Origin of the sequence: Lysinibacter sp. HNR, from assembly GCF_029760935.1 — a bacterium.
Classification (GTDB): domain Bacteria; phylum Actinomycetota; class Actinomycetes; order Actinomycetales; family Microbacteriaceae; genus HNR.
Map to the genome: position 1 here is coordinate 2,476,425 of NZ_CP121684.1, position 18,869 is coordinate 2,495,293.

The following is an 18,869-nucleotide window of genomic DNA, read 5'->3' on the forward strand; positions in this document are numbered from 1 at the left end:
GATGACAGAGAGCATCATTGCGGCGGCGGGGGCCTGGCACGATCAGGATCCCGACCCGGAGACTCGAGCCGAACTCAATCGTCTTATCACAGATGCCCTCGGCGGCCATGACCGGGCGGTAGCAGAGTTGCACTCACGCTTTGACTCTCGACTCGCGTTTGGCACGGCTGGGCTGCGCGGTGAGCTGGGGGCGGGCTGCGCGCGGATGAACCGCGTGCTGGTCACCCAGGCCGCAGCCGGGTTTGCGATGTATCTGCTCGAAAAGTCGGCGACTGCCGAGAAAAACGGCACGGACGCGGGGCCAAACCCCGCACAGCCCAGCATCGTCATCGGCTATGACGGACGCAAGAACTCGGATGTTTTTGCACGCGATACCGCCGAAATCATGGCGGGAGCCGGGGTGCGAGCCGTCCTTCTTCCCGAAGCTCTCCCCACCCCTGTGCTCGCCTTTGCGGTGCGCCACCTCGGGGTTTCAGCCGGCGTAATGGTAACCGCCAGCCACAACCCTCCCCGTGACAACGGCTATAAGGTCTACCTGGGTGGAGACAGCGCTGGCTCACAGATCACCGCCCCCATGGACTCCGAAATTGCGGCTAAAATCAGCCTGGTTGCAGCTTCCGGCCCCATCTCGGACCTCCCCCGCTCCACCGACTACGAGGTGGCAGGAGGCGCGGTGGTGCGGGACTATATTGCCGCGACAAGCGCGCTGAGCCACTATGCGGGTTCGGATGCCAACACGGCCGAGGGACCCATCCCCCGCTCTCCCCTCAGCGTGGTGTATACCGCGATGCACGGGGTGGGATGGCAAACCGCGTCCCGAGTCTTCGAGCAGGCGGGATTGCCTATACCTCGCAGCGTTGCGGAGCAACAGAATCCCGACCCTGACTTCCCCACGGTTGCCTTCCCTAACCCGGAGGAGCCAGGGGCTATGGATCTCTCCTACGCACTCGCACGCACGGGGGCAGACCTCATTATCGCCAACGATCCGGACGCCGATCGGCTCGCGGTAGCCATCCCCGACCCAACCCAGGTGGAGGGGTTCCGTCGCCTTACCGGAAACGAGGTGGGCCTTCTTCTGGGCTGGCGCGCGGCAGAACTCAACTCCCGCTCCGATACCCCGGGAGGAACGCTAGCCTGCACCATCGTGTCCTCTCCCGGACTCGGGGTTATCGCCCGCGCCCACGGACTCAATTTTGTGGAGACACTCACCGGGTTTAAATGGGTATCCCGCGTTCCCAACCTCATTTTTGGTTATGAGGAAGCCCTGGGCTACCTCGTTAATCCCGATACGATCCGCGACAAAGACGGCATCTCCGCCGCCGTGATGTTTCTCGATCTGGCCCAGGAATATCACGATAGGGGCGTGTCGGTGAGCGACCTGCTCGACCAAATCTCGGAGACGTACGGCCACTTTGCCTCCGGGCAGGTATCGATCCGGGTCACGGATCTCTCCATCATCGACACGATCATGGCACGCCTGCGCCAGAGCCCACCCTCCTCGGTGGGAGGAATAGCGGTATCTCGGGTCGAAGACCTTTCCGCCGGCCTGGGTGGGCTACCGGCCAGCGATGTGCTCCGCTATATTCTGGAAGACGGCTCACGGATCATGGTTCGCCCAAGCGGTACCGAACCCAAGCTGAAGATCTATATTGACACACAGAGCAGTATTGGCTCACTCGCCGAGCGCCGTGCACACTGTCGGGCAACCCTGGCGTCTCTTGAAACAGAGATGCGGGAACTCACTGAGAGCTAACCGTGCAGTCTACGGTGGTCATCGCAACGCCGAGATCGTCCGTGAAGCACTGCAGACGCGGATCGCAACAAACCTCGAGTAACAAACATAATGGACGGCTGCAGGGCCAAAAGATCATAGGACGAGCCTGGTGGATACGCCGAGAACACAAACACATGACCCGATGCCCTCTCAACATTGCGCATTAGTACATTCACAGATTCGGGTGATCTTGCCCGACTAAAATCGGGGTGTGTTATGCGCACCTTACACTGTCGGTCCGCTGCGGCGGCAGTTTACGGTGCGCACCATAACAATCCTGGTCGTCGCGATCGTCTTTATTGTGGGCCTCTGGGGTGTCGCCCATAGTGATGGTCTCGGCCCCTCCACACCCGCTCATCCCGTGGTTCCGACCCTCATAGACGCTCCGGAAGAGCAACTCGTTTCCGCCACAAAACCTGACACTGCGACCGATACGAACACGGCGATCGGGGTGGTGACATGCATCCTCGGGATTCTCTGCGGTTTTATATTGGCAGCACTACTCTTTTTCGCTCTGCGCTTCAGATTGGTGCGGTTTCAGAGCCTCCGGGCGCTTCCTCTGTTGATCACTTTCTCCTCTGAATTCGGCCACCGCGGCAGACATCGATTCGATCTTCATCACCTGAGCCTCCTGCGGATCTAGCTCGTCCTCACTCTGCCACGAGCGGGAACGGGTCGCTTGACCGTTCCCACTTATTGGCAATTGCTGAACGTTCACACCCACCACATCTCAAAAGGAACACTCATGACCCACCACACTGTGCAGAAATCACGGAAAAAGCTCGGTACTTCAGCAAAGGCGGCATTCATCACCATCCCCGCTATTATTCTCATCTTCCTGATTGTCGTCCTCTCCTCCGCACTCAACCAGACCGACACACAGCGAGCCTCTAAGGGCACTCATCCCGGGGACGTTCCACTCGTTCAGGAGAACTCGCATGTGCTTAATGACGCCGGCGAAGGAGCCCCCACGCTGGTCGAGTTTCTTGACTTCGAGTGCGAGGTCTGCGGGGCCGTCTATCCTGTCATCGAGGATATCCGCCAAAAATACGATGGCAAGATTAACTATGTGGTTCGCTATCTCCCGATCCCGGGCCACAAAAACTCTATGAACGCCGCGATTGCCGTTGAAGCCTCCGCAAATCAGGGAAGATTCGAGGAAATGTACCGGAAGATGTTTGAGACCCAGGCCGAGTGGGGAGAGAAACAAACGTCAGAGGCCGAACGTTTTCGTTCCTTCGCAGAGGAACTCGGTTTGGACATGACGGCCTACGAGAAGGCCGTTACCGACCCCGCGACACAGGCACGAGTCGAGGAAGATTTTAATGCGGCCCGGGCACTCGGGCTCCAAGGAACGCCCACGTTCTTCCTCGACGGCGAGATACTCCAGCCTCGGATGGCTAGCGATATCACCGATGCGCTTGATCAGGCAATTGCCAACCGGGGGTGAGCATGCTGTGATGCAGCCGCCACATTCCGACCATAGCTTCTCGTGTGGATCTCACGAACATGTCTGAGTCATCTTCTCCTGCCTCTGCGGTTGCCGGATCGCTGCTGCAGAGCAGGGGAGGAGATCCAATGCTGGAATCCCTCCCCCGCCAGACTATCTGTCTTTCCAGTGACCGCCATTGCCTTTAAAAATCCCGGCAATAGCTATACCTTCGGCGGCATGAAATTTTCCAATCATGCGGCTCTTTCCAGCTTCACCACTCAAAGGACTTGGTCCGAAAAATTCGACTATTGTTGTAGTCGTCGTAGCAACCACTGTGTAAGAATGGGTGTTTTGGTAGAGATAGTCAAATCCATAATACGAACTCAACGTACCATGAACATACCCCCCACCAACCCCCATACCACCAAATCCTCCGTTAAACTGCTTGGCTCCTACTCCAGCCACTCCCGACACTTTAAGCTCAAGGGTGCCACCAAAAAGAAAAGACCAAATGGAAACATCGGCGGCTCTACTGATGACCACCGCATAGGGCGACGCCGTCGGATGCTCTACTACCGTAGATGTTTGCGGTAGAGTTTCTACTTGAGCAGCCGCTGGAGCCGCAAAAATGGTACCACAGACAAGCGAAACCCCCACCGCCGCCGCTTTTAATCTCTTCTTCATGTACTACTACTCCATTTCATATATTTCATCGATATACGTCAGCCACGCCTACACAGCCGAGGGGAAATAAACCAAAAAGCACAGAAATGTGCCTTGAGCGCTCGTTTACTGTTAATTTTAAATTTAGCTAAGATAAGCATTTTTAACAAAATAATACTTGCACGATAAAAATGAACTTGTCGAATTTTTGATCTACAAAAAATCTCCAGCAAGACCGGGTAAAGATCAATAATGAGAGCAAATCCCAAAATTTCAATCGCATCCTTCGCGTTAATATCTGGCTGCATCAACAACAGCGAGAACCCGGATCATGACCTTGCTCCAAGTAACGCTCACGCCAGAAGTCCCGCTCGCTCAGCACCGGCTGGCCGGGGTGAGTACGCTTATGATGCTCACAGTATAGGAGGTAAGCACCTTCTCCGGTGAGATCGTGGACTACAGCAACAAGACGGCGCAGCGCGCGACGCACTGGGCCGGGCACGCGATCCTGCACCGCCCGCCCGCCTTGATCCCGCCCAAACCTGACCATAGCTAACTAGTGCCTCCTGGCCTCATCCCGCTGCTCTTCAGGCAACGCGTCCCATTCAGCCTGAATCCTGCGCTCAGTCGCTGTGGCGATAAAGCCTGCGGCTCCGAAGATTCGTGACGGCACGACCGGACCCTCGGTATCGACCACCTTTCCATGCCTGTAGGAGCGAATAACCGCAACCACAGCCGTGGCAATCACAATAATCGCAAGCGTCACGAACAGGATCGACAGCACACCCTGTACAAGAGTGTTGCGCACGACTGCCTCCATCACAGCCGGCTCACCCAAAGAGGTGTCTCCTGCGGCGAGCGCATCACGATATTTGAAGTGGTTCGCAAAGTAACCGACTTGCGGCACCGGCGAGAAAATCTTATAGAACGACCCAGTAATCGTAACAACGGCCACAAACGCGAGCGGCGCGGCGACGACCCAAAGATACTTGAAGTTCTGCTTTGCTGCGACGATCGCCATGACCACCGCGAGAGCGATCGCGGCGAGCAATTGGTTCGCGATCCCGAAGAGCGGAAACAGTGTGTTGATACCGCCGAGAGGGTCGGTCACACCCATCAACAGGATTGCACCCCAGGCAGCCACCATGATCACAGTGGAGATCCACACTCCCAAAGGCCAGGAGTTATCGCGGAACTTAGGAATAAAGTTACCAAAAGCGTCTTGCAGCATAAACCTTGCCACCCGCGTACCAGCATCAACCGCGGTCAAGATAAACAGTGCCTCGAACATGATGGCGAAGTGGTACCAAAACCCCATCATTGCGGTGCCACCGAAGAGATCTTTCAATATGTTCGCGAGACCCATGGCCAGCGTCGGCGCCCCACCGGTGCGAGACACGATCGATTCTTCACCGACAGATTGCGCGGCCGAAGTGAGCATCTCAGGAGTGACGTTGACGCCAGTGAGTCCGAGCCCCATTACCCAGTCGACCGCCCCCTGCACGGTGCCGCCGGTCGCCGCAGCCGACGAATTCATTGCAAAATAGATGCCCTGGTCAAGAGTCACAGCTGCCACAAGCGCCATGAGAGCAACGAATGATTCCATCAGCATGCCGCCGAATCCGATGAAGCGTATCTGTCGTTCTTTCTGCACCATTTTGGGAGTGGTACCCGAGGCGATCAACGCGTGGAACCCTGACAAGGCGCCACACGCAATCGTCACGAACAAGAACGGGAAGATATTGCCCGATACGACGGGGTTGACCTCCGTCGAAGCAAACTGGCTCACCGCGGGGGCTTGCACTACCGGGTTGACGATGAGCACGGCCGCGGCGAGCAGCACAATCACGCCAATCTTCATGAAGGTCGAAAGATAGTCGCGAGGGGCGAGCAGCAGCCAAACCGGCAGTACTGCTGCAACGAACCCATAAATTACGATGAACCACGCGAGGGTGACCTTATCGAGCGTGAACAGTGCAACACCCCAATCGGTGCCTCCAACCCAGCCCCCCGCAATAATCACGGCCATCAGCAATACGAAGCCGATAATGGAAATCTCAGTGATTCGGCCGGGGCGAATCCAACGCAGGTACACACCCATAAACAGCGCGATTGGAATGGTCATACCAACCGAGAACACACCCCAGGGACTCTCTGCCAACGCGTTCACCACAACGAGCGAAAGAATCGCAACAATGATCACCATGATGACAAGCGTCGCAATGATCGTGGCTGTACCGCCGATGCGTCCGAGCTGATCACGCGCCATCTGACCGATGGATCGACCGCCACGACGAGTGGAAAAGAACATTACTAGGTAATCTTGCACAGCCCCCGCGAAGATCACACCCACGATAATCCAGATGGTGCCGGGCAAAAAACCCCACTGCGCTGCAAGCACCGGGCCAACGAGTGGGCCGGCACCAGCGATTGCAGCAAAGTGGTGACCAAAAAGCACGTTGCGGTGCGTTGCCACATAGTCTTTGCCATTTGCCTTGTACTCAGCGGGAGTGGCGCGTTTATCGTCAGGCTGAGCGACGTTCTTCTCGATGAAACGCGAGTAGAATCGGTATGCGATAAGGTAACTCGCTACACCAGCGAACACAAACCAAATCGCATTGATGGCCTCTCCCCGCACGATGGCAAGCATCGCCCATCCCAACGCACCCAATAGACCAATACCGATCCACATCGCAATTTTGAGGCCGTACTTGCGTTTATCGTCTTCAGCCATTTGCTCTTCAGCGAGCGCCACAGGGGGCAATACTTGAACAGTTTCTTGCACCAGGTTCATTCATTCTCCTTCGAAAAGCAGCGTAGGCCAGATCTACATACGGACCCTCACAACACAGTGGCTTCACAGAGCGCAACTAAACCCAACATATCGAATCCGGGGTATTACCTGACTGAAAGATTTATAGTAGTGCCCATGAACCGTTCCACGCAGAGCTAGTTGCCTTGCGAGAGTCAGCTGACTTACGAACGAAACACTCACTGACCCCGTCTGCGCTGATCTAAAAACTTGCGCCCAGAAAATTCGATTATTGCCTCGGATACCGTGACGATCCGCCTGCAAAAATCAGTGCTTCCGTCAACGCCTCTCCTTGATCCGCCGTTGGAGCCGGAAAAATAGTGCTATCGATAAGCAAATTCCCCACAGCTGCCGCCTATAATCTTTTCTTCATTGTTTCTACTCCTAATATCCACATCCTTCATCGACATACCGAATCACGTCTACACGGTCGAGGGGAAACAAACCATAAGCATATAGAAAATAAATGAATCCAAAACTAATATTTACTTATATTAAGTAATATTTAAATGTTTTTAACAATCTAATAATTGCATAATAAAAATAGACTTGTCAACTTTTAGATCCACACAGATCCCATAGCCACCCCAGCCCTTCACCACTGAAGTGCCCACCCACAACGGCAGGCGGTCACGCCATAGATCCAACGTGGTGACGATACACCATGAGGCACCAGCTAGTCTCTGGTATTTTATACATTCAGGTTACGTAAATTTATATTGCCGCAAGAAAGGTGGGAAAAAATCCGGATCTCAAGACAAGCCTTGAGATCCGGAGAAGAGAGTTCTATGATAATGATGATCATTTACTTAAAATCAATAAGGAAACATTCTCATGGAAAATAATCCATACCGGGTTATTAAAAATTTCACTGTCGCAGCAGTATCACTTTCTATTGCTTCAACACTCTTTTCTGCAGGCGTAGCCTATGCCACACCGCAGAGCGAACCGCACGATGACACCACAACAAGCTATATTGTTGGAGGACAGGATGCCCCACTCGGCAAATACCCCTTTATGGTATCCGTCGGAGCGAAATATAAGAGTCACTTCTGCGGAGGAACCCTCATCAGCAAAAATGCGGTTCTGACAGCGGCACACTGCCTGGTCGACCAGGACACATCAAACCTGAGAGCATATTTCACCGACGGGCGTACGCCCATGGATGACTTCTACATCGGACAACTCGCGAAAGAAAAGGGTAACGAGGAAAAGTTTTTTGAGAGCTTTCCTTTCATACGCGGCAGAGACACTAATACAAAATCATTTAAGATCAGCAGAGTCGAATACCACCCTGCCTACAAGACTCGCTCTGCCAAGGATCCGATAATATCTGGCCCGATGAGAGAGGATCACACTGATGCTGCCATCATGTTCTTAGAGACCCCTGTCACAGAGATCGCACCGGTTACCCTCTCAAAAACGACCGGTGACGCACGGTTATGGGAGGGTACAGATGTGACCGCGATTGGATGGGGCCAGATGCGAGATGCGGCCCTCAGCCCGGACATCGACCCCAAATCCATTGAGTGGGAAAACCCAAAAACGCTTCAGGAACTTCACGGGCCTGTCCTTGACCACAAAATTTGCACAGCAAACAATCGCTTTTTCTATGACACCCAGCGTCATCTGTGCTCCGGAATAGGAAACACCGGCGTCGCTAAAGGCGATAGCGGCGGCCCCCTCCTAAAAGCCTCACCAGAAAGCCTCACCGGCTGGGAACAGGTCGGAATTGTACGATCAGGTTCCCCTTTTGGCCCGAAAGCGTTTACTCGCGTGGGCTCAAAAGAAGTTTGGGAAAGCTGGAACACCCCCGGCGTACTAGAGCTTCGCAAAGAACTCGGGCTCTGGGCCAGGTAAAACCGTGATCTTCACCACGGGTGAGACATTGGCTCATCACCCACAGTAGCGGACACGTGAGGTCTCCGTTTCTACGAACCTTCACTCGCAGAAACGGGGAATTTTTCTGCGAACAATACGGATATAACCCCGTCATCCTTTCAACAGAATCAACACCACAACCACGTTCACACCGTACTCAACGACAAAACAGAATCCATTCGACCACCTCTCTACAAGGTTCACGGTCACCTCACCCGAAAGTGCAAAAACCCTCAACACCGTGTGGGCTCTGACCAACGGCAGGATTATTTATTAACGTCACGCACGACCCGATATTTTATCGGCAATCATCGCTAGAGGGGAGGTCGTAGTTCTCCGAGCCTGTTCCGCACGATCGGCAGCGTGGTACGTTGCGTAGAGCGCCTGAACCGCAACCCAGCGCAGCGGCTCCACCTCCCAAGAACGCACCCGATGCCCCACCCAGGGTAGGTGGGTGATGTCGGAATCCACACCCAGGATCAGGTCGGCCAGTGTTCTTCCCGCGAGGTTGGTGGTGGCCACACCGGTTCCCACGTATCCGCCAGCCCACGCCATCCCCGTTTGAGTATCCAGCCCCACCGTTGCAGCCCAATCCCGGGGCACCCCCAGCACTCCCGACCACACGTGATCCAATTCCACACCGGCGGTTGCGGGAAAGAAGCGATTGAGTATCTCCCGCAGCATGGTCACGGTGCGAGGTTGAGTGTGGCCGTCAAGGTCGGTGCGAGAACCGTAGCGGTAGGGCACACCGCGCCCACCGAGCGCAATACGGTCGTCAGCGGTTCGCTGCGCGTACATATAGGCGTGAGCAAAATCTCCCAGCGTTTCGCGGCCTTCCCAACCGATGGTGTCCCAGATATTCTGCGAGAGCGGTTGTGTGACCACTATTGAGGAGTTCATCGGCAACCACGCCCGCTTGAGTCCCGCCAATTGAGACGTAAACCCCTCGGTTGCCCGAACGATGTACCGAGCCTCAACCTCACCGTGCTCGGTGAGCGCAAGGTGAGGACGGATCTCTGTTACCCGGGTATTTTCATAGATCTTAACCCCCAGGCTTTCTACCGAGGCGGCTAATCCACGCGCGAGTTTTGCCGGGTGAATCCGGGCGCAGTGCGGATGCCACAGGGCCGCGCGGGTTCCCACCACGTTGATCCTGGCCTGTGCAGCGACCGCATCCAGTAGCTCAACATCGGTGTTGTCCCACTGCTGCTCTGAGGCCGCGGCGGCTCGCAATCGACCCTCCTGTGCCTGATTGTACGCCACGCTAAACTCACCACCCTTGTGAATATCAGCCTCAATCCCCTCCGCGTGGGCAACCCGGATAACCTCATCAACCGTCTCATTCATCGCCGCCTGAAAGCGGTGGGCAGCGTCACGCCCGTGGCTGCGGACGTATTGTTCGCGACCTCCCGTGACGCTATTGGTGAGCCAGCCGCCGTTTCGTCCCGAGGCTCCATAACCGGCAAAGCGCTGCTCCAGGATCACCACCCGGAGATGAGGGGCCGCCTTTTTAAGGTAGTAGGCGGCCCAGAGGCCGGTGTATCCGGCCCCCACGATGACAATATCGGCGCGCATTGACCCGGGCAGCGTGGGTCTCGGCGCAGGATGCCCAATCTGCTCCCACCAGAACGAAACGTGACCGTCTACAATAGGCATCTTCTACTTTCCTCACTTGTGTTGTGTTCTGGGGAACGAGGCGAGTTTGTTCATCGCTCGGGCAGTTCAACGGCGTCGGCGGGGTTCCAGGCGAGTAGTGCGGAAGTTCCGGGGCTTCCCCGCCACCGAGGTTCTGCTCCATCGCGCACCACCCCGGTTGACCCATCGGGCAGAACACACTCGTATTTCCATCCGGATCCAAGATAAATGCTCTGCAAAACTGTCACGGGAACACTTCTGTGTCCGGCCGCAACCTCGGACTCTCTGGTGAGCAGCGTTCCCCGCTCCGGCCTCAGAACCGTGACCCTGCTCGATCCGGGGGTGCGAATCATGGCTGACTCCCCGATGAATCCGGCAACAAAGAGGGAGGAAGGCCGTTCGTAGAGTTCCTGCGCGGTTCCCACCTGTTCGATGTGCCCCTCGTTAAACACCGCAATCCGATCGGAGAGGGTGAGGGCTTCTTCCTGGTCGTGGGTGACAAACACAAAGGTGCGCCCCACCTCCCGGTGAATTCTGCGCAGTTCAAGCTGAAGTTTTTCGCGCAGATTTTTATCGAGCGCACCCAGTGGTTCGTCAAGCAGCAGGGCGGTCGGTTCAAAGACAAGCGCCCGGGCCAACACCACCCGCTGCTGCTGGCCACCCGACAGTTCCGCGGGGTACCTCTCTCCCAGAGCACCCAGCCCCGCGGTCTCTAGGGCACTGTTCACACGAATTTTTTGCTGGTCACGCGGCACCCCACGCCTCTTGAGCGGGAAAGCCACGTTGTCGGCCACAGTTAAGTGAGGGAAGAGGGCATAGTGTTGAAACACCACCCCGAGGCCGCGCTGGTGCGCGGGCACCCGATCGATTCGCTTGCCGTCGATCGTGATGGAGCCGCCGCTCAGGCTCGTAAACCCGGCTATCAGGTTGAGTGTTGTTGTCTTACCCGAGCCGCTGGGGCCGAGGAGCGTCATGAACTCCCCCGGCTCTACTGTGAGGGTTATACCGTCAAGCGCAACCGATCGGGGGTATCGTTTTGAGACGTTTTCGAGGTGAATCGGAACCCCACGGCTTTCGGGCGGTGCGCCCTCGCGGCTTTCCGGCGGGGTATCCTTTCCACGATCTGCGGGTGGCACACCCTCTCGATCCACGGGCGGCACACCTCCCTCGCGATTCGAGGAACTGCGCGGAATACTAGGCGAATCGCTGGGCACGATTTTTCCTTCCAATAACAAGCAGACCGATAATGACCAGCAGCGTTGTGATCACCAAAATCACGGTTGCCGCAGCGGCAAGTGTGGGATCGGTGTCACGCGTCACGCTGGCATACATGCGCACGGGCAGAGTTTCCAAATAGGGGCTCTTCACAAAAAGAGACAGCACAACCTCGTCAAACGAGGTGACAAAGGCAAAGAGCGCCCCCGAAACAAGCCCCGGAACAATGTTGGGCAGGGTCACCCGGAAAAAAGTTACCAGCGGCCCCGCACCCAGGCTGGCCGCGGCCTGCTCCAGGCGCGTATCAAAAACTGCGAGGCTGGCGGTGACCGAGATAATCACAAAGGGAACCGCCAGCACGGAGTGCGCAAGCACAAAACCCGTGAGCGTCCCGAGAATCCCCATCCTCAAGAAAATAGAGTAGATTCCGATGGCCGTGATGATCACGGGAACCACCATCGGTGCGAGCATCCCCAGGGTGAGGACGGTGGCCGCTCTTCGACTCACCAGACGAAACAGCCCCAGGGAAGCCATCACCCCCGCAACAGTCGATACGACAACAACCAACAACGCCACGAGCAGCGAGTTTGTCAGGGCCGCGGTCCAGCTGGGGTTCGTAAAGAATGACTCATACCAGCGCAGCGAATACCCCGAGGGCGGAAAAACCAGGGATGCTTTATCGGTAAAACTCAGGGGAATCACTACGAGTGTGGGCGCCACCAACCACACGGCCACGAGAACAGAGAATAGCCAGAGCAGCACCCTGGTCAGGCGGGTGTGACCAATCATGGCAACCCCCTCACGGGTGAACCGCGTTTTCCTCCGCGCCGGGCCAGAAGGGCTAGAACACCCAGAAGAACAAGCGTGATCAACAGGAGCACAACTCCGAGAGCCCCTCCACGGCCCCAGTTCAACAGCCCGCTCACCTGCGCGTAAATTGCCTGGGCCAGCATACTGTCCGAGGGGGAACCCAGCAGAGCAGGTGTGATGTAAAAGCCGAGGGCCTGAATAAACACCATGAGCGCGCCGGCAAAAACACCGGGCATCGAGAGCGGCAAGAACACCCGGCAGAAGGCGCTAAAGGGCCGCGCGCCCAGACTGCGCGCGGCATCCATCAGCCTTAAATCGATGCCCCGCATCACCGCGTAAAGCGGCAGAACCATAAAAGGCAGCAAAACCTGCACCAAACCGATCAGAACGCCCGTGGATGTTCTAATCAAGGCAAACGGCCCCAACCCGATCATTCCCAGCAGGCTATTCACCACCCCGGTATCTTGCAAAAGGATGATCCAAGCAAATGATCGAATCATCAGCGAGGTCCAGAACGGAACCAACACCATCACGATCAAGACAGTGCGAGCCCGGGGCCCAGCAATGAGCATGAGATAGGCATACGGATAGGAGAGCACCAGGCAGATCACGGTGGCCGCAAGCGCAATCACAAAGGTGCGGATGATGACGGCCACATTGGAGGGGGTGGTGAAGACCCACACATAGTTTTCTATTCCCGGGGCCGGGTCGGTCACACTCAGCCACATGCTATCGGCAAGGGAGGATGCAAACACCCCCACCAGCAGCGCACACACCGGAGCCAGGAGCAGAAGGGTGCGCAGCGGGGTGCGGCCCCCGGTCTTGAGGATGGAACTCACGATTAGCTCTGCATCCACTCAAGCCAAGCGGTGAGTTGTTCGTCATAGTTCTTACCCCACCAGGTAGCATTCGTAGGCACCATAACGCCCGCAACCTCGGGATTGGTTATCAGAAAGGACCGAGCCAACGCATCAAGCTGCGGCTGCGCGCCCGTGTGAACGGGCGAGTAGGAGGTAAGCTCGGTGAGTTTTGCCTGCTGCTCCGCACCCAGATAGTAGTTGATGTAGGCAAACGCTGCATCGGGGTTCCTGGCGTTTCTAGGCACGGCAAGCGCATCCATAATCACAAGCGACTCATCCCAGATGGGCGCGTAGGGAGCACCGTTATTGACCGCCTCATAACCACGGCCCGACCAGACCAGAGCCATGTCGGCCTCACCCGACTCCATCATCTGGGTGGATTCCGCACCGGTTTTCCAATAGATCAGGCTACTCTTGATGGTATCAAGCCTGTTGTAAACACGATCCATATCGAGCGGATAGAGTTCTTCTGCCGCCACACCGTCAGCCAGCAGCGCCCCCTCAAAGACTCCCGGACCAACGTCTTCAAACCCGGCGATAGCCCGCTTACCCGGGAACTTTACGGTGTCAAAGAAGTCGGACCACCCGGTCGGCGCGACGGGGTACTTCTCCGTGTTGTACATGATCACATAGCCGTATTGCATCGCAGGAACATAGCAGTCCCCCACAAGCCCCTCGGGAATATTAGAGGTATCAACAATGCTGGTGTTGAGGGGCATGAGCAAACCGTCTTCACCACACTGGGTTGCCGCCCAGATGGCATCCGTGTCGACAATGTCCCAGGTAACGTTACCCGATTGAACCTGCGCCTTGATCTTGGCGTACTCCATGGGTCCGTCATCAAGCATCCGGGCGCCGGAGGCCTCCATAAACGGCTTTGAAGCCGCAGCCACCTGCCCCTCCTGGTAGATGCCACCCCAGGATGCCAGGGTAAGATCTACGCCCTCCAGGGCATGCTGCCTTACCTCACCCGCAACCGCGGGACCGGATCCCAGGTCAACCTCCACGGCACCTCCACCAGAAGAACATCCAGCAAGAGCCACCACGGTAACGATTGAACCGAAGATAATACTGGCGCTTCTTTGCGTTTGTAACATGTCGTTCCCTTTTCTCATGCTGTAACTCTGCTGTTTTTTCATAATCGGCCCGTTACACACGGACGCTAGAGGGTGGGTGGGCTTGTGACCCACATCACCTCCGCCACCGTGTCACCCGCGTTAACAACACGATGTGGAACGGAACTAAGATATTCGATGCTGTCGTGTTTGTGCATCGCAATAACTTCGCTGCCCAAATAGAGCTCAACGCTCCCCTCAAGAACAATGAAGATTTCCTGGGCCCTACCGTGGGTGTACTGTTCGACGCCGGTAGAACCACCCACGGCAAAGGTGCCCGTGTAGATCTCCAGGTTGCGAACCGGAGACTGGCTAATAACCTGCTTCTGTGAGCCAGAGTCCATGAGGTACACCGGACGATCCGCAGCACGCACAACACCCCGCACGTGTCCAGTATTAGTGCTCAGCAAATCTGCAATCGACACCCCCAGGGCACCGGCAATCTTACGCATGGAAGAAATGCTGGCACTCACCCGATTATTTTCGAGCTGGCTGAGAAAACTTGAACTGACCCCCGCCGAAGCCGCAAGCGCTCGCAGGCTCAACCCACGAAGCTCTCGATACTCCGCAATCTTTTTCCCAAACCTGACTTCGTCGTCCACGCTTACCTCTGCGCCTGCAATATCTTCCACACAAACAAAGTGTTTACCTGTACTGAACACCCTGTTGATTTCGATTGACCTCAATGTACAGCAGCACTTCACGCTTGGCAAGGGTCAAACGTTGCTCATCTTAAAAACAACGGGCTCTCCGCACCTCTTGACGGCACCGACTTAAAGCTTGAAATAACTCCGTCACACTTGACATATTTTCTTTAATATGCAATCTTTAATAAAAATCAATACTTAGTTTAAATAAATATTAAATTAACGAATGTTTGATTTATGTTAATTTTTTCCTGGAAATAAATTATCCCCCACGGTCGCATTAACGCGGTTCAGCATTATCACTTTAAGTAATAAACTTAAGGAGCCGAAATGAACAAAAAACTATGGGCGACAGTAGCAGGAATTGCATTTATCTTGAGCACAGCTTCTGCAACGCCGACATTAGCAGCAAGTGTAACACCAGAATTTTCCACAGTCTCAGAACCAACGACCCCATCACCGTCGTCGAATTTTTTCGATGCGGAAGCCACAATTGACATGTTTATTGTTGCCGGAGACCTCTCACTCACAATTAGCGGACCCGGTGGTATAAATTTTTCGGGAACATTTCTCGGTGCCGGAGTTGGCGGGGGACACATAAAAGGAGGGTTCGATATAGAAAGCCTTGCCTGCGACCTTGACTGCATAGCCCAATACGGCACCTCTTTCAGGCTGGTCACTACAGCCACCATGACAAATGTCTACTTTTACGGAGACTACGGGTATGGTGAGGAGCTACTGGGAACCTTTGGAAGCATCGACACTCTCTATGGCGTGGGGGCTTTTACGGGCATTGGCTCATGGAGCAATAACCCCAAAGCGTAATCTGCACTTTGGGTGGGTGCCGCACTTTGCGCACCCACCCAAGCACAAGCTAACCCCACACAGCGCGAAATCCCTCTTCAATTGCACGTGCTAATTCCACGCGATCCTCCAGGGGGAGGAACGTTGCGGAGGCAGCATTAAGCTGGAACTGCTCAACATCTTCAAGATCGTACGAAAAAGCGTCTGCCAGAATAGCAATCTCACGGCTGATAGTGGTGCCGCTCATCAGGCGATTATCGGGGTTAACGGTGACGTTAAAACCTAGCTGGTAGAGAAGGTCAAAAGGGTGATCCTCAATATCGTCTCCCCACTCCTTAATAGCACCGGTTTGAAGGTTGGAGGTCGGGGCAAGCTCTAGGGCAATCCCCCTGTCTTTCACCCATTGAGCCATCTGCCCCACGACAACGTAGGTGTTTGCCTCATCCTGCGATGTGATCTCGATGTCCTCTGCCAGGCGCACACCGTGCCCCAGACGCAGCGCATAACCATCGTGAAGGGCTCCCCGGATTGAGTCAAGTCCCGCGGCTTCACCCGCATGAACGGTGGTGGGGAAAAAATTTTCGGCAAGGTAGCGGAAGGCTTCCGCATGCTCTTCAGGAAGGAACCCATCCTCCGGCCCGGCAATATCAAAGCCCACAACCCCGCTGTTCCTATGACGCACGGCAAGCTCCGCGATCTCCAGGCTGCGCTGGTTCTGGCGCATGGCGGTGATGAGCTGTCCCACGCCAATCTCTCGACCACCTTCGCTAGCCTCGACGATACCCGCCTCAAAACCCGCCTGAACGGCTTCCACCGCCCCATCAAGAGTGAGCCCGCCCCTGAGATGCTGCTCGGGGGCCCAACGCACCTCCGCGTAGATCACCCCGTCAGCAGCCAAATCCACAACAAACTCGCGAGCCACCCGGGTGAGATTCTCGGCGGTTTGCATGACGGCACCCGTTACCTCAAACGTCTTCAGGTAGTCAACGAGAGAGTCGGAGTCGGCGCTCGCCCGAAACCACTCATCTAGACTATGCGCATCATTCGCCGGTAGGGCGTAACCTATCTCGGAGGCAATTTCTACAATCGTCTGCGCCCGCAAGCCTCCATCCAGATGATCATGCAGCGAAACCTTCGGAAGGTTCTCAATGACTGTGCCATCGTGCAGGGTGTGAGTGGTGGGCATTATGATCCTCCTAGAGGTGAAGCGGCAGACGTGACTTTATGCAAGTACCACACCCATAAACTTATCGCTTTGCTCCGACACAGTCACGAAAAAATGAATCAAAATGCAAACAAGCTGTGTACCCTCTACCGATTTGCTCTTGTACCCGACGGGGTGGCGTTCATCTCACGAGCCATCACGCGGCGCAGTTGATCCGCGCTTGTAAAGCCCGACCTCTGCGCCACCTCCTCAACGCTCAGCTCATCGCACCTCTCGTCGTGGAGCATTGCGACCGCGTGCTCCAAACGTCGATGCTGAATCATCCCCGAAACGCTCTCCCCGCTTCCCGAAAAGAGACGCTGCAGAGACCTCACAGACATTCCATAGTGCGCCGCGACCTCCGAGGTAGAAAGCCCCGGAATAGAAAAATTTGAGGCGATGAAAGCGCGAATAATCGACCTCTCCTCCGCGCTAGGAGTAGAATCTCCCCCGTTCAGCCCTCCCGCCTCCGCAAGCAGAGCAAAAAGGGTCGCGTCAATGGCTCGGGTCACCCGAACCTGTTCTACAGGTAAAAGAGGAAAAACCTGAGGCCTCAGAAGCGCCTGGAAAAAAGCCCGAGAAGCCGTGGCCGTCAACGAGGAGGCAGGAAGGCGACGTATTCGGGTACTAGACAAGCTTCTCCCCTGCCGCTCAGCATCCCCACCCGGCAAAACCGTTTCAAAGAAGGGTGCGGTTTCCGGGCACGCTACCGTGAGCATCCGGGTACGCTCCGAAAACAGCATCGCGTAGGGTTCCCGCTCGCACACCACAACAGTTTCGCCCGCCGTTACGCGCGTTATACGGCCCCTCTGCCGATACGCAACCGTCCCCTCCAGAACAAAATTGTAGCGAATCCGAAACTCGCTCACATCATCGGGACTGTGAAAGTAGTTAAAAGGGGTCGCCGTGAACTTACGGATGCTATAAACCCCCACCTGCGCGCTCTTCGAGATCAACTCAAATGACTCGTGATCCCCCACAATTACCTGGGTCCCGGCCTCCAACATCCTGGCACCCTCCGGCCCGGCAAGATGTCTGATCGAAAGAGAGTTGTCACCCTGCTGCGACCGCGCTAAATGACGATGAAACAACATTAAATTTCCTTCTCCGTTGCACTCGCGATCTCATCACGAAGAGTGATGTCCGTGCCGTAGAAGAGACGCTGAAGCGAGCGCACAGATCGACCGTGGTGCTCCGCCACACGTGCAACCGTCAGGGATGCTTCATGCGCATGTTCGCGAATATATGCCAGAACCGATTCCCGCTGCTCGCTCTTTCGATCATCCGAGGTTCGAAAGGTTTCGATATACGAAAGGTGTAACTGCATAAAGAAAGTATCAATAACCTGGACTATCCGCCCCAGATCCCTCGGCGAGCGAGGGTAAAATCGCGGCTCAAAAAACTCAGCCAAAAAGGCCGCGGCCGCCACAGGTAAGGCCGACCCCGTTGAGAGCTTTCGCACAGCGTGCGGAAAGATAATAGCGCGGGACTCCAACATCTCCCTATCGACGGTAGTAAAAATAGCGCTCGAGTCCTCGTGAACCTCCGCCCGATACGATTGCCACCCGACCGCTACCGCACCATCTCCCCTCTGCAACACAATCTCACGACCGGCCTGGGTGACGGTTATAGAGCCCTTGAGAAGAAAAACAAGTCGAAGCTGCTCGGAGGAGTTATCCACCTTTGACCGCAAAATTGTCATCGGTCTCATATCAACGCGCCGCAGCGTGTAGTGCCCCAGCCGGACGGAAAGCTGCTCTAAATAAAAATCGGAGGGTCGCACGGGATCGATAACGGAAATCCCATTTAAACGAGCCAACCCCTCGCTTCCCACAAAGGAATCGCGCACAACAGTGTTATCTTGACCAGGATCAATACTCCAGAAGTCCGTTGTCATGAGGTAGTTCCTCACATCGTGTTACGAGGGGCGGGGGACGCCCAGCACCCCTCTCGGGCCGCCAGACACAGGTTGAGTGTGCTAAACCCTTCTCACGGGACACACGCTTGAATACACATT

Annotated in this window: 17 protein-coding genes; 5 read left to right on the top strand and 12 right to left on the bottom strand. The window is 55.7% G+C overall.

Annotated features, from left to right (window positions below; all coding sequences use genetic code 11):
• Position 1 precedes the first annotated feature (1 nt).
• The 3 genes from FrondiHNR_RS11300 to FrondiHNR_RS11310 all read left to right on the top strand — a co-directional run bounded on the left by FrondiHNR_RS11300 (position 2) and on the right by FrondiHNR_RS11310 (position 3,224).
• Positions 2–1,753, top strand: coding sequence for a phospho-sugar mutase (locus FrondiHNR_RS11300; protein WP_279352877.1), 1,752 nt, complete (start codon positions 2–4; stop codon positions 1,751–1,753).
• 280 nt (positions 1,754–2,033) lie between these two features.
• A complete protein-coding gene (locus FrondiHNR_RS11305) occupies positions 2,034–2,417 on the top strand; it encodes a hypothetical protein (protein WP_279352878.1) in 384 nt (127 codons plus the stop codon).
• 102 nt (positions 2,418–2,519) lie between these two features.
• Positions 2,520–3,224: a thioredoxin domain-containing protein gene (locus tag FrondiHNR_RS11310; RefSeq protein WP_279352879.1), complete on the top strand. Its 705-nt coding sequence runs from the start codon at positions 2,520–2,522 to the stop codon at positions 3,222–3,224.
• A gap of 153 nt (positions 3,225–3,377) precedes the next feature.
• Here FrondiHNR_RS11310 and FrondiHNR_RS11315 read toward each other — a convergent pair whose 3' ends face one another.
• The 3 genes from FrondiHNR_RS11315 to FrondiHNR_RS11325 form a co-directional block, all read right to left on the bottom strand.
• Positions 3,378–3,890: a hypothetical protein gene (locus tag FrondiHNR_RS11315; RefSeq protein ID WP_279352880.1), complete on the bottom strand. Its 513-nt coding sequence runs from the start codon at positions 3,888–3,890 to the stop codon at positions 3,378–3,380.
• Positions 3,891–4,176: 286 nt separating this feature from the next.
• On the bottom strand, positions 4,177–4,419 hold the full coding sequence (locus tag FrondiHNR_RS11320; protein WP_279352881.1) for a YbdD/YjiX family protein: 243 nt from the start codon (positions 4,417–4,419) through the stop codon (positions 4,177–4,179).
• 6 nt (positions 4,420–4,425) lie between these two features.
• Positions 4,426–6,663: a carbon starvation CstA family protein gene (locus FrondiHNR_RS11325; protein WP_279352882.1), complete on the bottom strand. Its 2,238-nt coding sequence runs from the start codon at positions 6,661–6,663 to the stop codon at positions 4,426–4,428.
• Between the two features lie 852 nt (positions 6,664–7,515).
• On the opposite strand from FrondiHNR_RS11325, the gene FrondiHNR_RS11330 reads away from it, so the two are divergent.
• Positions 7,516–8,541, top strand: a complete 1,026-nt coding sequence (locus FrondiHNR_RS11330; RefSeq protein WP_279352883.1) for a serine protease — start codon at positions 7,516–7,518, stop codon at positions 8,539–8,541.
• Positions 8,542–8,841: 300 nt separating this feature from the next.
• Here the strand turns inward: FrondiHNR_RS11330 and FrondiHNR_RS11335 are convergent, their stop codons facing one another.
• The 6 genes from FrondiHNR_RS11335 to FrondiHNR_RS11360 form a co-directional block, all read right to left on the bottom strand.
• A complete protein-coding gene (locus FrondiHNR_RS11335) occupies positions 8,842–10,212 on the bottom strand; it encodes an FAD-binding oxidoreductase (protein WP_279354547.1) in 1,371 nt (456 codons plus the stop codon).
• 56 nt (positions 10,213–10,268) lie between these two features.
• Positions 10,269–11,411, bottom strand: coding sequence for an ABC transporter ATP-binding protein (locus tag FrondiHNR_RS11340; RefSeq protein WP_279352884.1), 1,143 nt, complete (start codon positions 11,409–11,411; stop codon positions 10,269–10,271).
• On the bottom strand, positions 11,392–12,201 hold the full coding sequence (locus tag FrondiHNR_RS11345) for an ABC transporter permease (RefSeq protein WP_279352885.1): 810 nt from the start codon (positions 12,199–12,201) through the stop codon (positions 11,392–11,394). The genes FrondiHNR_RS11340 and FrondiHNR_RS11345 overlap by 20 nt, the downstream gene beginning before the upstream one ends.
• Positions 12,198–13,061, bottom strand: a complete 864-nt coding sequence (locus FrondiHNR_RS11350; RefSeq protein ID WP_279352886.1) for an ABC transporter permease — start codon at positions 13,059–13,061, stop codon at positions 12,198–12,200. The genes FrondiHNR_RS11345 and FrondiHNR_RS11350 overlap by 4 nt, the downstream gene beginning before the upstream one ends.
• 2 nt (positions 13,062–13,063) lie before the next feature.
• Entirely contained in the window at positions 13,064–14,179 is a 1,116-nt protein-coding gene (locus tag FrondiHNR_RS11355) for an ABC transporter substrate-binding protein (protein ID WP_279352887.1), read from the bottom strand.
• A gap of 65 nt (positions 14,180–14,244) precedes the next feature.
• Positions 14,245–14,829 carry a helix-turn-helix domain-containing protein gene (locus tag FrondiHNR_RS11360; RefSeq protein ID WP_279352888.1) on the bottom strand — a complete coding sequence of 195 codons (585 nt, stop codon included), beginning with the start codon at positions 14,827–14,829 and terminating at the stop codon, positions 14,245–14,247.
• Positions 14,830–15,174: 345 nt separating this feature from the next.
• Here FrondiHNR_RS11360 and FrondiHNR_RS11365 point away from each other — a divergent pair, with 345 nt between their 5' ends.
• The gene (locus FrondiHNR_RS11365; protein WP_279352889.1) at positions 15,175–15,669 is read left to right on the top strand and encodes a hypothetical protein; all 495 of its coding nucleotides are present in this window, start codon (positions 15,175–15,177) and stop codon (positions 15,667–15,669) included.
• Between the two features lie 49 nt (positions 15,670–15,718).
• Here the strand turns inward: FrondiHNR_RS11365 and FrondiHNR_RS11370 are convergent, their stop codons facing one another.
• The 3 genes from FrondiHNR_RS11370 to FrondiHNR_RS11380 all read right to left on the bottom strand — a co-directional run bounded on the left by FrondiHNR_RS11370 (position 15,719) and on the right by FrondiHNR_RS11380 (position 18,749).
• Positions 15,719–16,834 carry an adenosine deaminase gene (locus FrondiHNR_RS11370; RefSeq protein ID WP_279352890.1) on the bottom strand — a complete coding sequence of 372 codons (1,116 nt, stop codon included), beginning with the start codon at positions 16,832–16,834 and terminating at the stop codon, positions 15,719–15,721.
• A 125-nt stretch (positions 16,835–16,959) separates the two neighbouring features.
• A complete protein-coding gene (locus tag FrondiHNR_RS11375; RefSeq protein WP_279352892.1) occupies positions 16,960–17,946 on the bottom strand; it encodes an AraC family transcriptional regulator in 987 nt (328 codons plus the stop codon).
• Positions 17,946–18,749 carry a hypothetical protein gene (locus tag FrondiHNR_RS11380; protein WP_279352893.1) on the bottom strand — a complete coding sequence of 268 codons (804 nt, stop codon included), beginning with the start codon at positions 18,747–18,749 and terminating at the stop codon, positions 17,946–17,948. Before FrondiHNR_RS11380 ends, FrondiHNR_RS11375 begins: the two co-directional genes overlap by 1 nt.
• Positions 18,750–18,869: the final 120 nt, after the last annotated feature.

Excerpts from the sequence above, each read along its gene's own strand:
- FrondiHNR_RS11310 (WP_279352879.1), top strand. The coding sequence starts at position 2,520 with ATGACCCACCACACTGTGCAGAAATCACGGAAAAAGCTCGGTACTTCA.
- FrondiHNR_RS11330 (WP_279352883.1), top strand. The coding sequence starts at position 7,516 with ATGGAAAATAATCCATACCGGGTTATTAAAAATTTCACTGTCGCAGCA.
- FrondiHNR_RS11370 (WP_279352890.1), bottom strand. The coding sequence starts at position 16,834 with ATGCCCACCACTCACACCCTGCACGATGGCACAGTCATTGAGAACCTT.
- FrondiHNR_RS11325 (WP_279352882.1), bottom strand. The coding sequence starts at position 6,663 with ATGAACCTGGTGCAAGAAACTGTTCAAGTATTGCCCCCTGTGGCGCTC.
- FrondiHNR_RS11300 (WP_279352877.1), top strand. The coding sequence starts at position 2 with ATGACAGAGAGCATCATTGCGGCGGCGGGGGCCTGGCACGATCAGGAT.
- FrondiHNR_RS11380 (WP_279352893.1), bottom strand. The coding sequence starts at position 18,749 with ATGACAACGGACTTCTGGAGTATTGATCCTGGTCAAGATAACACTGTT.
- FrondiHNR_RS11345 (WP_279352885.1), bottom strand. The coding sequence starts at position 12,201 with ATGATTGGTCACACCCGCCTGACCAGGGTGCTGCTCTGGCTATTCTCT.
- FrondiHNR_RS11355 (WP_279352887.1), bottom strand. The coding sequence starts at position 14,179 with ATGTTACAAACGCAAAGAAGCGCCAGTATTATCTTCGGTTCAATCGTT.
- FrondiHNR_RS11365 (WP_279352889.1), top strand. The coding sequence starts at position 15,175 with ATGAACAAAAAACTATGGGCGACAGTAGCAGGAATTGCATTTATCTTG.
- FrondiHNR_RS11320 (WP_279352881.1), bottom strand. The coding sequence starts at position 4,419 with ATGGTCAGGTTTGGGCGGGATCAAGGCGGGCGGGCGGTGCAGGATCGC.
- FrondiHNR_RS11375 (WP_279352892.1), bottom strand. The coding sequence starts at position 17,946 with ATGTTGTTTCATCGTCATTTAGCGCGGTCGCAGCAGGGTGACAACTCT.
- FrondiHNR_RS11315 (WP_279352880.1), bottom strand. The coding sequence starts at position 3,890 with ATGAAGAAGAGATTAAAAGCGGCGGCGGTGGGGGTTTCGCTTGTCTGT.